Source organism: Bifidobacterium sp. (genome assembly GCF_022647885.1).
Taxonomy (GTDB): Bacteria; Actinomycetota; Actinomycetes; order Actinomycetales; family Bifidobacteriaceae; genus Bombiscardovia.
In genome coordinates, this window is record NZ_JALCLM010000001.1 from 636,118 (window position 1) to 650,551 (window position 14,434).

General features: G+C 47.9%; 13 protein-coding genes. 7 read left to right on the forward strand and 6 right to left on the reverse strand.

The features are described 5' to 3' along the window. Positions 1-116: 116 nt before the first annotated feature. On the forward strand, positions 117-515 hold the full coding sequence (locus LKI20_RS02550) for a VOC family protein (RefSeq protein ID WP_291769444.1): 399 nt from the start codon (positions 117-119) through the stop codon (positions 513-515). A gap of 99 nt (positions 516-614) precedes the next feature. Here LKI20_RS02550 and LKI20_RS02555 read toward each other — a convergent pair whose 3' ends face one another. Beyond that, positions 615-2,081: an aminotransferase class I/II-fold pyridoxal phosphate-dependent enzyme gene (locus tag LKI20_RS02555; protein ID WP_291769448.1), complete on the reverse strand. Its 1,467-nt coding sequence runs from the start codon at positions 2,079-2,081 to the stop codon at positions 615-617. A 374-nt stretch (positions 2,082-2,455) separates the two neighbouring features. Between LKI20_RS02555 and LKI20_RS02560 the strand changes: the two genes are divergently transcribed. Genes LKI20_RS02560 through LKI20_RS02570 form a run of 3 tightly spaced genes read left to right on the forward strand, consistent with a single transcriptional unit; the run spans position 2,456 to position 6,140 of the window. Beyond that, complete coding sequence (locus LKI20_RS02560; RefSeq protein ID WP_291769450.1) at positions 2,456-3,397, forward strand: ABC transporter permease; 942 nt, start codon at positions 2,456-2,458, stop codon at positions 3,395-3,397. Further along, positions 3,394-4,275 (forward strand): ABC transporter permease, encoded by an 882-nt coding sequence (locus LKI20_RS02565; protein WP_291769453.1) that lies wholly within the window; start codon positions 3,394-3,396, stop codon positions 4,273-4,275. The genes LKI20_RS02560 and LKI20_RS02565 overlap by 4 nt, the downstream gene beginning before the upstream one ends. After that, positions 4,272-6,140: a dipeptide ABC transporter ATP-binding protein gene (locus tag LKI20_RS02570; RefSeq protein WP_291769456.1), complete on the forward strand. Its 1,869-nt coding sequence runs from the start codon at positions 4,272-4,274 to the stop codon at positions 6,138-6,140. Before LKI20_RS02565 ends, LKI20_RS02570 begins: the two co-directional genes overlap by 4 nt. A gap of 217 nt (positions 6,141-6,357) precedes the next feature. Here LKI20_RS02570 and LKI20_RS02575 read toward each other — a convergent pair whose 3' ends face one another. From LKI20_RS02575 to LKI20_RS02590, 4 genes are all read right to left on the reverse strand, one after another. Further along, a complete protein-coding gene (locus LKI20_RS02575; RefSeq protein WP_291769459.1) occupies positions 6,358-7,323 on the reverse strand; it encodes a P1 family peptidase in 966 nt (321 codons plus the stop codon). Positions 7,324-7,466: 143 nt separating this feature from the next. Then, positions 7,467-8,984, reverse strand: a complete 1,518-nt coding sequence (locus tag LKI20_RS02580) for an ABC transporter substrate-binding protein (RefSeq protein ID WP_291769462.1) — start codon at positions 8,982-8,984, stop codon at positions 7,467-7,469. A gap of 179 nt (positions 8,985-9,163) precedes the next feature. After that, complete coding sequence (locus tag LKI20_RS02585; RefSeq protein ID WP_291769464.1) at positions 9,164-10,594, reverse strand: amidase; 1,431 nt, start codon at positions 10,592-10,594, stop codon at positions 9,164-9,166. A gap of 317 nt (positions 10,595-10,911) precedes the next feature. Next, positions 10,912-11,070, reverse strand: a complete 159-nt coding sequence (locus LKI20_RS02590) for a hypothetical protein (protein ID WP_291769467.1) — start codon at positions 11,068-11,070, stop codon at positions 10,912-10,914. A 73-nt stretch (positions 11,071-11,143) separates the two neighbouring features. On the opposite strand from LKI20_RS02590, the gene LKI20_RS02595 reads away from it, so the two are divergent. Genes LKI20_RS02595 through LKI20_RS02605 form a run of 3 tightly spaced genes read left to right on the forward strand, consistent with a single transcriptional unit; the run spans position 11,144 to position 13,273 of the window. After that, positions 11,144-11,563 (forward strand): GntR family transcriptional regulator, encoded by a 420-nt coding sequence (locus LKI20_RS02595; protein WP_291769470.1) that lies wholly within the window; start codon positions 11,144-11,146, stop codon positions 11,561-11,563. Further along, entirely contained in the window at positions 11,556-12,503 is a 948-nt protein-coding gene (locus LKI20_RS02600; protein WP_291769473.1) for an ATP-binding cassette domain-containing protein, read from the forward strand. Before LKI20_RS02595 ends, LKI20_RS02600 begins: the two co-directional genes overlap by 8 nt. Further along, positions 12,500-13,273, forward strand: a complete 774-nt coding sequence (locus tag LKI20_RS02605) for a hypothetical protein (protein ID WP_291769476.1) — start codon at positions 12,500-12,502, stop codon at positions 13,271-13,273. The genes LKI20_RS02600 and LKI20_RS02605 overlap by 4 nt, the downstream gene beginning before the upstream one ends. Positions 13,274-13,360: 87 nt before the next feature. Here the strand turns inward: LKI20_RS02605 and LKI20_RS02610 are convergent, their stop codons facing one another. Next, a complete protein-coding gene (locus tag LKI20_RS02610; RefSeq protein WP_291769479.1) occupies positions 13,361-14,164 on the reverse strand; it encodes a nitrilase-related carbon-nitrogen hydrolase in 804 nt (267 codons plus the stop codon). Positions 14,165-14,434: the final 270 nt, after the last annotated feature.

Consider the following 14,434-nt stretch of genomic DNA (forward strand, 5'->3'; position numbering starts at 1 on the left):
TCAATGGCAACTGGGACAAGCAACCATTACGGTGGCAGTTATTCCATCGACGTGTGCATAACTTGCTCGATGATGATATGCCTGCTTTACCAGTGAGCACCACATACAGGAGGAACATGATGAATACGATGACCACGTATACCAGCGACGTTCAACATGTGGGTCTGCCGACAACAGATCTCGACGGGACCATAGATTTTTACACCAAAACCATAGGTTTTGAGCTAGCAGGAATATTCAAGAACGGCGATGCGCGTTGTGCTTTTCTCCGTTATGGACATATCACCATAGAGACATGGGAAGTTGAGCAATCTGCCATGTCTGACGGTGCATGGAATCATATGGCTCTGGATTGCACCGACATTGATGCGGCTTTCGCCAACGCACAAGAGCTTGGGTTGGATTTCAAAGACAGCGAGGTGCAATCAATTCCATCCTTCTGGGACAACGGTATCCGTTACTTCAATATTTATGGCCCAAACCGAGAGATTATCGAGTTTTGCCAGATTATATGAGCGATGTTGATATCCGTAGAGATTACCAACTGCGATAACTGTTTCAACAGGACAACACTAGCCAAAGTGGGTGGCGTTTAAACTGTCCTGTTGAAGCAATTATTGTTTTTCTGCCGCTTGTTTGAGAAGTGGAACGATGTCCGATATTTGCTCAGCTTTGATACCAGCGATGGTTATGCGGATGTGCTCCGGTGCTACCCTGTGATCTGAATAATCAGGGAAAGTAGCTTGCACGTTGAAATCTGATCCTCTTCTGACCTTGATGCCTTTTGAGAGTAAGAAGTTGATGGCTTGTTCTTCGCTGCGCACAGCCATCCACACATTAAGGCCGTCGCCAGCACTGATGCTGATATTGGATTCAAGCAGCAAACTTTTCAGAACCGACCTTCGATACTCGTACTCTTTACGAGCTCGAAGAATTTGTGCATTTGTTTTAGAGTCTGCAAGCATCATATAGAGCAGTTCCTGAAGTAGTTTGCTGACCCAACCAACCCCGAGTTTGCGCTCGCGAATCAGCATCTCGACGATAGGATTGGGCCCTGATAACGCAGCTAGACGCAGATCGGGTCCATGTGTTTTAGAGAAACTCTGTATTCGAACCGTACGTTCTGGCAAGTATGTTCCCATACTCATTGCCATAGCTGTTGAGATGCTGCCACTGTGGTCGTCTTCGATAATCAGAGGGCGCTCATCTTGAGGGATGGATGCATAACTGTTATTCAATATATTGGCAAGCAACTGGATTCTTTCAGGGGTAGTGGTTATCCCTGTTGGATTTTGTGCCCTTGGTTGAGTAATGATTGCGCTTACTCGTTGGTGATGACGCCTACAGTTGTCGATTGCTTGTTGCAGGGAATGTGGTGATATGCCCAAGTCGTCCATATCTATACCGATAGCAGTAGCGCCACACTGGCGAACCAGATGGATAATGGGAGGGTAGGTCGGATTCTCCAGCAGGATTACACTGCCGTTGGCTTTGCAAATACGCAAGACTCGTTCGATACCGTCCATGGCTCCTGAAACCACGGTGAGTGCTTGGACCGGATAAGGCCAAGTTGAACGGAAGAGATCTGCAAGTGGCGAGAGAATCGATGATTCGTCATATGAACCGATATATGCAGTGCGTTGACCTTGCATAATCAGGAAGCGATTAATCCCTGGGAGCAACGATATATCAGGCGTACCAAGGGATAAGTCGTGAAGAATGGTGTGATCGGCGGTATCGGATGAGGAATGCCTGAGATTCGTCCAATCATCGTTGCGAGACAACACATAGGTTCCTCTGCGACCTCGCATCATCAAATATCCGGCAACTGCGAGTTGATGGTAGATGCTCGAAATCATGCCATAGCTCACATCTAGACGAGATGACAGCAAGCGTACAGTCGGCATCCGCTGATTCGTTTGCAGAGATTGTCGCTCCAACAATTCAATCAACGTTGTTTTAATAGCATCGGAGGTGACAGCTTTACCGGAATCTTGCAATGCAGTGAGTATGGTTTCCAGTGCACGGTTGTCTTCATAACTGTTGTCGTCCTCAGATGTATCGACATTCATGCTATCCATACTGGCGATTCACGCACCTTTCCGGAAATTTCATTCAGAGCACTACAAAATATCATCAGCGCTAGTAAGTCTTGTCCCTTATTGTTGCTGCTGCGAACGGTTTTCTGCGCACAGCAAATCTCTTGGGAATCCTATATCTGACTATTCCACCACACATCATTGGCATTATTCCAACATCGCGAAATATCACCACGAAGTCATGGTGTATTCAGTACCAGTACTGTTGCTTATTCCGAAAGCGATTATTCCATCTCGGTAACTGCTTGGTAACGCAAAGTTATGTGCACGAAATGTTCAATCGTGACCATAAGAATCTGCTTGAGTGCGAAGTGTTGGGCGTCTGTAAGTCAGGTGGGATTGCTTAAGGGGCTGGTATGAAAAAAGTTTTAACTCGAATCGGGGTATTCCTAGTTACTGTTGCGGTGGCATCAGTGGCGGTATTTCTGCTACTGTCCGCGCTTCCTGGAGATGCCGCAGCTATAAAGTTGGGCACGGAGGCATCGCCACAAGCCTTGGAACAGATGCGTCATGAGCTTGGTCTGGATCGACCTATGTATCTGCGATACTTCTCCTGGGCGGGAGGAATGATTCGAGGAGATATGGGAATCTCTGCCAACTCTGGAGTAAGCATCGCATCAGATGTGATACAGGGACTTCAAGTCACCTTGCTACTAGTCGTTATCGCCATGATTATTGCGCTACTGATTGCTTTTATTTTTGGCACGCTGGCGGCAGTTTATCGGGATCGTGCACTAGGAACAGTGTTGAGTGTGGTTAGCCAAATAGGTGTCTCGGTTCCAGCATTCTTAGCTGGGTTAATTTTAGTAATCATTTTTGCTGTTGGCCTGGGTATGTTCCCAGCGACAGGGTGGTCTTCGCCCGATGATCCGGTGCAATTCTTTCGTCACGTTGCTTTACCTGCACTTTCTTTAGGCCTAGTACAAGGCGCGATTCTCAGCCGTTATGTGAGGTCCGCAGTGCTGGAAGTAACTACTGAGGATTTCATGAGAACTGCTCGGGCGAAAGGCTTAAGTTTTCCGCAGGCTTTACGTAAACATGGCATTCGCAATGCTTTGGTGCCGATTATGAATATTGCGGGTGTTGAAACGGCATCGATACTTATCGGCGCAGTGGTTGTCGAGCGCGTTTTCGAGATACGCGGTTTGGGGAGTTTGTTGGTTTCCTCAGTTGAAAATAGAGATTTGCCCGAAGTACAGGCAATCGTCATGGTGCTAGTGGTCATGGTCCTATTCGTCAATCTTGTGGTTGACCTGCTGTCCGCTGCGGTGGATCCAAGATTTGGAGGAGAACGATGAGCGTAATGAGTGCAAATGCTGACATCAAGAAACCTCGCGAGCGTGGCCAACTGAAAGCCGCTACCCGCAATATGAATTCAAGCATGGTCATTGGCGGGTGCATGTTGCTGCTGATAGTTGCTATGGCTTTGATATCTCTATTGTGGACTCCATACGATGCGATGAATGTGGTGGATTCCAAACTGCTGCGTCCGAGCGCCCAACATTGGCTCGGGACTGATCGCCTGGGATACGATGTGATGTCCGTGATTATGGCCGGATCACGAACCACACTCACCGTTGGTTGTATTGCTGTAGTGGTTGCTGCAATCATCGGAGTCCCTTATGGAATCCTCTGCGGTATGTCAGCCAGTGGTATGGGGCGTTGGCTGATGAGATGGAATGATGTTATGCAGGCATTTCCACCGTTGCTGTTGGCTATTGTGTTCACAGCGGCCTTCGGACAGAGTTCAGTGACCGCTGCTTTAGCACTCGGTTTAGGTGCTTCTCCAGCTTTTGCTCGTGTAACACGGAGCGTGACGAAACAAATCATGGGACGTGAATACGTCATGGCGTCGCGTGCAGCAGGACGCGGCAATATGTTCATCGCCTGCAGACATGTGTTACCCAACATTCGTGGAACTATCATCGTCCAACTCTCAGTCAACTTCGCCGTCGCTGTATTAGCTGAAGCTGGATTGTCATATCTTGGCCTTGGCACTCCCGCACCTCAAGCGTCATGGGGACGACTCTTAAGAGATTCCTCAGCAGTTATTTACTCAAATTGGTTATTGGTGTTGATTCCAGGAATTGCTATCGCTTGGACAGTTTTGGCATTCAATCTGCTTGGAGACGGATTGAGGGACTTCCTTGATCCGCGTTTGGAGGAACAGTCATGACGAATAACACAGCAGCAAAAGTATTAAGTTCTGCAGGAGCTCAGCCAAGGGCAGCCGCAAGCTCAAATAACGTGCTGGAGATTTCAGGTCTAACGGTGTCTTCCGGAGATAAAGAGATCATTCATGGAATAGACATCACTGTTGCAGCAGGGGAAAGATTAGGGCTTATCGGCGAATCTGGTTCTGGTAAATCTTTGACGTGTTTAGCTGCGATGGGTCTGCTCCCATCAGGATTAACCGCACGGGGAAGTATCATGTTGCCTTCTGCTGGTGTCGACGTGATTGCCAGTATGGATGAAGAGCTGAGAACACTACGTGGTTCAACGATGTCTATGGTATTCCAGGAGCCTATGACAGCGTTGAATCCATTGATGAAAGTTGGTAAACAAGTTGGCGAAGTAGTTCAAATTCACCACTCAAAACTATCGAAAAATCAACGAGATACCACAGTAAACGATATGCTGCAGAGCGTTGGACTTGGTGAGGTGAAAAGGGTAGCTGATTCGTATCCTTTCCAATTGTCAGGAGGGCAGAGACAGCGTGTGATGCTTGCTATGGCAATGATTAATGCTCCACAATTATTATTAGCTGACGAGCCCACCACAGCGCTTGATGTCACTGTGCAACAACAAGTAACACAATTGATGTCTCAGCAAGTTCAATCGTCTGGTTCTTCATTATTGTTCATCACTCACGATCTGGGTGTAGTGGCAGGCCTGTGCGATTCGGTCGCCATCATGAGACATGGGCGGATAATAGAACGCGGCAATCTAGATGAAGTGTTTGCCCGTCCTCAACACCCATACACCAAAGCATTATTAGCAGCATCCAAACTGGAAAAAAATAAGCACAACAACCGTCTAGTAACCTTATCCGACCTTGAGTTTCGAGAGCATAAACAGGGTCAAGTAGGTGCCCAATCTGCGAACAGTGAGAACTCAGAAGATTACCTAGTGCAGGACGAGGCAATGGTTATAGACCACCCACAGGTGTCATCATTTGCTGCTGCTCCTCATGACGTTCTCCCCGAGGAGCCTCACGGTACTTTGGTATTTAATCGTCGTGAATCAAATCTCTCACATCCTCATGAGGAAGCTATTGAAGTCAGTGAGCTGTTCAAAAGTTATAAAACTAGAAGCCTCGGTTCAACAACAACATTTACGGCAGTAAATGGAATTTCTTTTGACGTTCATAAAGGTGAGAAGTTCGGCATTGTAGGGGAATCAGGTTGCGGAAAATCGACGACGCTTCGTATGATTTCAGCTCTAGACCAAGCCACTTCAGGATCAATTAAAGTATTCGGAACAGAAATTGTTGAGCAGAGTATGAGAGCGAATGCTTGGGTACATCAAAAAGTACAAGTAGTGTTCCAAGACCCTATGGGCTCTCTGGATCCCAGGATGCGCATATGGCAAATTATTTCAGAACCATTGGTAAACACATCAAAGAAAGAGCGTATTGCAAGATCGGAAAGTATGCTTGAATCCGTCGGTCTTGATGCGGCATCTGCCCAACGCTACCCGCATCAGTTTTCTGGTGGTCAACGTCAACGTATAGCTATTGCTAGAGCTTTGATTACCAAGCCACAAATACTGATTGCAGATGAAGCGGTCTCTGCGCTTGATGTTTCTGTGAGGGCACAGGTATTGAATCTATTGGCTGACTTGTCGCAATCGCATTCCTTCACCTTGGTATTTGTCTCTCATGGTTTGCATGTAGTTCGTAACCAATGCGATGTGGTAGCTGTGATGAGAAAAGGCGAGATAGTGGAGTGCGGTCCTAGTGAAGAAATATATAAGAATCCGCTGCATACTTACACCAAGACTCTGCTAGCTGCGATGCCCAGCATCGGTACAAAGGAATAAATGATGGTAGTGGTGAGAAGCGTATTGCTCACCACTACACTCTGTTGCTGTCTGACTCTCGGTATGACTGATAGCAATGGGTGCTATTACCGTCTATAGCAATTGACGCTGTGGTTGTTGTGTGTATTAATCATTGTGTATTCATTATTGTGCTGCACGAGGTACACGTGCAGCTCAATATTCCGTGGTCGGCCAGTTTGAAAATGTGTGGTCGACGTTATCCTTGAAAATTAGATGCCGATGGTAAGCCGTAGGCTGCTTCAGCGCTGAGCACTGCAGTTTCCACAGCCTTTTCCATCACATACGCGGCCAGTGTGCCTACACTATCTGCATTGGCTGAGATGTTTCCGGTGGAAACGGCGTAAATAGAGTCGCCATCTACGCTGGTATGAACTGGTCGTATGGTACGTGCGTATCCGTTATGAGCCATTGCTGCGACTTTGCTAAGTGCGGATTTGTCGAGCTGCACGTTGGTAAAAACAGCACCTATTGTGGTGTTACCTTCTGGTGCGTGACGCTCAGATTCCATATCCTCAACCATGCTCTCAAACGATGATTCAAATGTGGTATTGGCATCATCGAGCATGCCAGCAAGCTCTTTACCTGAGCCAGCTTCGAATACATCACCCATGGCATTAACAGCTACGACGGCACCAATAGCGACATTGCCTACTTGCACAGCGTAGGATCCGAGACCACCCTTCATGGCGTGTTCCATGCCGTGATACTTACCGACCGAGCATCCGGTTCCAGCTCCGATATTGCCGTTGAGAAAGTTCTCACGACTGGTGTGTGCGCACGCCTCGTAAGCCTGCTGAGCATTAGGGCGAGCGTATTGGTCACCTACAGGTAGGTCAAACAGACATGATTGGCAAACCAAAGGCACGCATGCCTGACGAATGTGCAAGCCTTGACCGTGTTCCTCTAAATAACGCATGACTCCGCCTGCGGCATCGAGACCGTATGCTGAGCCTCCTGAGAGTACTAGGGCATGTATTCCTGTCGAAGAGGCGACAGGAGCAAGTAAAGGAGTTTCTCTGCTAGCTGGGCCTCCGCCACGAATGGATACACCGGTGGGGCTGAGTTCGTCGAATAGAAAGATGGTAGCACCAGTGGCTCCCTGAATGTCGGTGTAATTGGCGAATGAGAAACCGCCAACCGCGGTGATATCTATATGTTGCATGGAGATTCCTTGTGTTGATGCAAGTGTGCTCAAGCGTATGGCGTGCGAACAGCATGCAGTTGCTTGACAGGTGGGATATATAAAGAGGTGCGCACCCACGCGGATGCGCACCTACTTGGGGGAGAGATTATTTCAGTTCATGCTCAGGAGCGTTTTACTCCACTGAGATCGAGTGCGATGCCGACATCGTTCTTATTGATGCCACTGACATCGTTCTTGGTGACAACGAGAAGCTTCGGGTTGTACAGCCAATCAGCTGGAGCATCCTTCTGAATTTGTGTGATGGCTTGGTTCATGAAGGTATTGAATTCTTCGTCGCTGCCACTCTTCTTGGCGTTGGCAAAGGCTTCCTGAACTGTGCCATTTGAGTAATTCCAGTAGTAGTCTGAATTACCATAGTTGACAACATTTCGTGGCTCGACGTGCAGAATCGCTGTCATATCGTAGTTTTTATCCGTCAAGGTGTTTTGAAGCCACACGGCTGGGAATTCCTGTGTTTCAAGGTTGACGGTGAAACCTACAGCTTCGAGTTGTGTCTTCACTACCTGAGAGATGGATTGTGCGTAGCTGAGGCTTGGCACTGTGAAAGTAATCGTCGGGTTACTAACTCCAGATGACTTCACCAGCTCCTTCGCTTTTGACTGGTTATAGGCGTATGCGTTGGATTTCTTATACCAAGCATCAGTCGGGATTGAGGGTGAAGATAACACGTTGCCATAACCGTTGAGGACTGTGTCTACGACTTTGCTTCTATCAACTGCATACATCACAGCTTGTCGAAGATCAGCGTTATCAAATGGAGCTTTTTTGGAATTCATAGCTAATACCAGAATGCCTTGGGCGTTACCGACATCAATTCGGTAATTGTCATTATTTTTGAATTGATCAAGCTGATCGTATGCGGTGAAGTTATAAATGGTGTCGATATCACCGCTGAGTAGTGCATTCGAACAGGATGTGGTATCGGTGTAATACATCAGTTCTACAGTTTTCAGGCTTGGTTTTGTTCCCCAATATGTACTGTTTTGAGCCAAGGATAGTTTGCTTCCTACTGCATAGCTCTTAACAGTGAAAGGACCAGTTCCTATAGCTTCAGTTTTCAGAGAATCTACTGCGTTGGGATCGAACATCGCACCTAGTGGGCCTGTGAGCCAGAACAGCACATTGCGATCCGGTGATTTCAGCACCACTTGTGCTTCGTCTGATGAAGGTGTATTTACGTGGTCGATAGCAGAGAGGTTAGTGGGGGTGTTGGCTTTCCATGTGCTCAAGCGTTCCAGGTTATATTTCACCGTACTGGAGTCGAAACTGTCACCGTTAGAGAATTTCACTCCTGACTGCAATTTGAAGGTGTACGTTAGGCCGTCGTCGCTCACTGTCCAGCTTTTTGCCAGAAGAGGTTCTATGGTCTTGCCGTCGTCTTTGAGCTTTACGAGGCCTTCATAGACGTTGTACATCAGTGCTTGCGGAATAGCAGCACCGGAAGTTTGCGTCATGTCTAGGTTGGCGGGCGACGCAGTCAACCCTACTTTAAGGTCGGTTGAGGTTGAGGAAGAACTGGATGAACCGGTGCCTCCTGCACAAGCAGCCGTGAATAGCAAACTTGCTGCAGCAAGAGTGGCAGCGACAATGCGTCCGATGCCTTTCCTGTGTTGTTTCATAGTGTCCCCTTCAGTGGTTGTGTCCGATTTCGGTATTGTTGAGCGAAATCGCTTTGGTCTCTGGGTAGAAGTCTCTGGGTAGAAGTCTTTGGGTAGAGGTGGTCATGGGTAGATAGTTCTTGGGAAGTGTTGTTGTGCGGATGTCGTTGATGCTGTTGTTGCTATTGATATGCAGCAAGTTAATTGTTTGAGTGCTCCCATATACGAGGCCATGAGGTGATCGTTGCTGAAGCAGGTTTAATGTCTTCGAACAGTTTGCTCATCCAAATCACTCCGGCTTCGTCAAATCGTTGCCCGGCAATTTGTAGTCCGATTGGCCTGCCATCGGCAGTAAAACCGCAATTCAAGCTTGCTGCTGGTTGACCTGACATGTTGTAGGGCAAACAGAATGCAATGTGCGCCATAGCATGTTCGACATCATTGCTGGGCATTGGCCAATCGACTGGGTAGGTTGCATCGGGGGATACGGGAGAGATAATGAAGTCGACATCTTTTGTGGCGGTAAGGGTGCGTTTAGCCAAAGCTAATTGTTCGTCGCTACCTCTGACGGCTTCTGCGCTGGTGATATCTGATCCGGCCAGACACCATTGAGATATGAAGGGAAGCATCAGCGCTTTGCTGCTCTCAGGGAGATTGACATAATCCTTGTAATGAACTGCTCGCCAAAACATATCGATAAGATCAATACTGTTGCCAACAAAAGGTGACAATATTTCTACCTGTGCACCGGCTTGTTCGAACAGTGTTGCGGCATCGCTCACAGCTTGACGAACTTCAGCGGTGACTGGTGCTCCCGCCCCAGCATCAAGTAATAGGCCGATGCGGATGTTGTTGAGATTGCGCTCGGTACTGAGCCAGCCCTTGTTGGCGAGTGGCAAGCTGTATGGGTCGCGCCAATCTGGTGCTGACGTTAGAGACAGGGTGGTGCTGATGTCATCGAATCTGCGTCCCATCACACCGATTGAACGGCCGTAGTACGGTGGGTCAACGGGGATACGACCAAATGTTGGTTTGAGGCCAACTGCACCATTCCAACTTGCTGGTAGCCGCACAGATCCGCCGATGTCGCTGCCAAAATTGACTGGAGAATAGCCTGCGGCTGAAGCAGTTCCAGCACCTGCGCTTGAGCCTCCTGGATTCCAGTCGGCATTCCAGGCATTGCAGGTAGTTGGGTGGTCTGTTGAAACGCCCGATGACAGCATGCCCCATTCTGGCATTGCTGTTTTGCCTAAAGTAATACATCCGGTGGCGTTGAGCAGATCATAAACAGGGGAGTTGAGTGTTGCAGGCTGGGAGTCAGCGAAGGCTTTCGAACCCCAAGTGGTGACTTCGCCCACAACATTGACATTTTCTTTGATGGTCAGTGGGACGCCATCCAAATCACTTATAGCTTCTCCGCGGTGCCAACGTGACTCTGAATCTCGAGCAACTTGAATAGTTGAGTCGTCCCTGTCGTAGCGTTTCGCCATGGCGTGAAGTACTGGCTCTGCTTCATCCATAAGTTCACTTTTATGACGTAACACTTCAACGGGTGACAGAGTCCCTTCACTGTATGCTTTGGTGAAATCTTCGATGCTAAAATCGTCAATTTCGCTGAGTGACGCTGTCATGTCGATGCCTCCTATTGATCTATGCCAAGCAAAAGTCGCTGAAGTTGAAGCGAATGCTATGTGCCCGCTGTGTTTTGCGAGATATCGCGCTGATGTATTGTTTCCCCGAATCAGTGTTATTCCCTCGCACGTCGTGGCGAATCAATTGATATCGAATCCGGCTTGGTGCAATGATTTATGCCTGAGCAAAAGCTCTGCATAACGAAGCTGTTGTGTGTTCTCATCCCCACGATGTGAGAGTCATCCTCCACATTGAACATTTCGCGTTCATATCTGCCCGTTTCGTTTCGGTTAACGCTTGGGATGCAGGCGGAGGCTTATGAGCTCATCGAGTGTAAGTCATTGAAGGGCTGGAAGGGAATAGTGATTGCGACGAATTGCCGAAGTTCAAAGCGAATATCTATCTGATGGTTCTGCACTGTAATAAACAGTGAAAATCCTGAATTCTCAAGCTTTAATCCCGAGAAAATTGACATCACTATATCTATATGGTTAACTACCTAAGTATATAACCATATAAGTATTATAAGAATCGTGAATGGAGGTGCTGTGGAAGCATTTTCGGATATCTCAGAGCCGATATTTATGGCTGTCGCCCGAATTATTGCCAACGGGATATTAACGGGGACATACCCTGCTGGGAGCCAGGTTCCCTCAACCACAGAGTTGGCAGCATTCTTCAAAATCAATCCAATCACTGCTGGGCGAGCATTGAGCGAGTTAACAGACAGGGGGGTTCTTGAAAAACGTAGAGGCATAGGCACGTTTGCTACCACAGACGCAGTTGCCATATTGCGAGCTGAGCGTATTCAGGAGCTCAATAGCACTCTGATTGATCCACTTATTCAGGATTCAAGACTGTTGGGCATTTCCCTTGAAGATCTTATTGCGACTATTCGCGAACGGGATGCGATTGTACAAACCAATCCCACCGCTATCGTGACACAGGAGAGGAATCATCATGACTAAGGACGACAACAGCACGGATGCTCGTGGAATAATGGTCTATGACTTGACTAAACGTTTTGATAAGCAAACAGCCTTGCAGCATGTCACAGTGAATTTTGAACCAGGGAGAATTCATGGTCTTCTGGGACGCAATGGTGCAGGGAAGACAACGTTGATGTCAATTATTTGTAACCACAGCTTTGCTTCATCAGGCAATGTGTATATAGACGGGCAAAATCCAGCTGAAAATGCCAATATCCTCTCTACAACCTGCTTTGTTCATGAGAATCAGCGATGGCATGATGTCTATACCGCTGGTATGATTCTTCGCTCGGCGCAGCGCTTCTACCCCGATTGGGATGTGTTGCTCTGCCAAAGGTTGGTACGCAGACTTGACCTTCCTTTGACTGTCAGAGCGGGCAAGCTATCTCGAGGGCAGCGTTCTGCTCTGGCAGTGACCATTGCACTTTCTTCTGGTGCGCCATACACCTTTTTGGATGAACCGTATCTCGGTATGGATGCGACGGCGCGTGGGGTGCTATATGAGGAATTAGCAGTGACGCAGGCAGAAAATCCGCGAACATTTCTGATGTCGAGCCACCTGATTGATGAGTGCGCGAATCTGTTGGAAAAGGTGACAATCCTGCATCACGGTTGTGTGGTCGAAGCTGCTGATGTCGACGAGGCTACCACTAACTCTTGGGTATTTACGGGGCCAACAGAGCTTGCAGAACACCATCTCAGAGAGATGGAAATTCTGTCTACCTCCACAATGGGGGCAGTAAGTTCAATGGTATTTCGAGGGCAGTTAGACGAAGATCGCCGTCACATACTTCAAGCTGTCAGTATGGCCGAATTGCGGCATGCAACGTTACAGGAGCTGGTTTCGGCGGTTGGCGCGGTTGAAACGGAGAACAATGTGCAGCATGACGCACAAGAATTATTAGGAGGATCACGATGACTAATACATTTGCCTCAGTGCGCCACTACGATCGCGATGGACAACGTAAGCGTCATAATATTCTTGCGATTCTTGGGCAATATCTGACTGAAAAACAGTATTCTTTGCTGATACCTATTGAGATACTCACTCTGTATTGGGTGATCAGTGCCATTATCGTATTGCTGTTAGGAATTAAAGCAGGGCTGCCACTACCAGCGGGTATGCAAAGTGATAATGCGAGTGGGAATATGGGGGGTATCATTTGCTTTCCCGCTTTCCTGATTGTTGCTGGTGCATTGTGTGTCAATCGGCAATTTAATGCAGCTTTAGCCTTTGGATCAACCCGTCGAGATTTCTGGCTCGGAACAATGCTTGGATTCCTTACTACTTCCGCAACTATTGGAGTATTTACCATGTTTGGACTTGCATTGGAACAATTGACCAATCACTGGTGGTTCGGGGTTCACGCGTTTGATGTGACAGTGTTGGGATCAGGCAATTATGCTATCGCGTTCGTTACGATGTTTATTTTGTCGCTGATAGCCCTCCTCATAGGAGCGACTTATGGCACGGTATTGCGTTCTTTTGGTGCAAAAATTCTGACTATTGCCATTATTGCCACTGTGGTGGTTCTTTTGGGACTTCTTGCCGTGTTTATATGGCAGAGTACAGCGTTCATAAGCTTTTTCGCGCCTAAAGGCTATTGGGCGATAGCTGCAGTACTTGCTGTGGTGTGCGTAGTTATGGCAACAGTTGGATATATTGTCAACCAACGAGCGACTGTGTGAGATCTAGCAAGTGAGTAATCGGTGACCCGCCATGGGGTGGAGTGTGACGCTACTGCTCCCCATGGTGTTGACGCTTTATGCGGATTGTCACAGATCAATTCCAGGAACTTCGTTCTCAAGAACTCTAAAAATTGAGCGGTATCGTGTGATATCTGATGTGGGTATGTCTACAAGCTCTATGGCGTTGCCGCGTCCCAGACGCGATAAACACTTACCGTCCGGCGCCCAAACCAGACTGCTCCCTATGCCACTCGGCTGATTGCTGGGAACCGTATTCCCTATTGTTGAAGGATCAGGCTGTCCTACTGCGACGATAAAGCAACACGAATCTAAAGCGCGGGCTCTGCTGAGTGTTTCCCACTGTTCAGCCTTCAAATCACCATCGGCCCATGATGCAGCAACCACAATAATATCTGCACCATTTCGCGCTTGTGTGCAGAACATTGAAGGGAAACGCAAATCATAGCAAATCGCACAACCAATACCCATGTATGGTTTTGGCACAGTAGTCCCTGGTTGTATTGTGTCGATTTCCCTATAGCCGAGAGCATTGAAGCCATGAATCTTGTCATAGCAGTGCACAAGTCCATGTTCATTAACAAAAAACAGGGTGTTCTTTACGCGCGCATCATTGCCGTCAGCCGGTCGGAATCCTCCCGCTATAACTACAGCGTGGGAGATTAGTGCGGCCTGTTGCAATCCGTGTACAAAGGCTGTCGATTGTGCGCAGGCCTCTTGAAGATCACCTCCAAATGCTAATTGCGTGGCTTCGGGGAAGACCAGCACATCGCAATTCTTGCTCTTGCACTGATTGGCAGCTCGTATCACCATCTCAATATTGTGGTTCAGATTTGTGGTGGAACTACCGAGTTGGCATAAGGCGATTCTCAATTGTTCTCCTTCATTGTGTAACTCACAACTTGTAATATCGCGAATGGTACAAACAGCTAAGTGTGTCAGGTTACTGGTAATAATTCAGCATCCCACAGCAACCGACAAAGCTCGATGGAGTATCTCACCGTTGTTGGAATAGACTTTACTGGCAATCATGCTTCATTAATTGCGACGAAGAAGAATAGGGCAGTGTAGTGACTGAGAACAACGAATGCCGCAAGCCTTGAGTGAGAAACTCTAGGTTTGCGGCATTCGCTGCATCTAGTA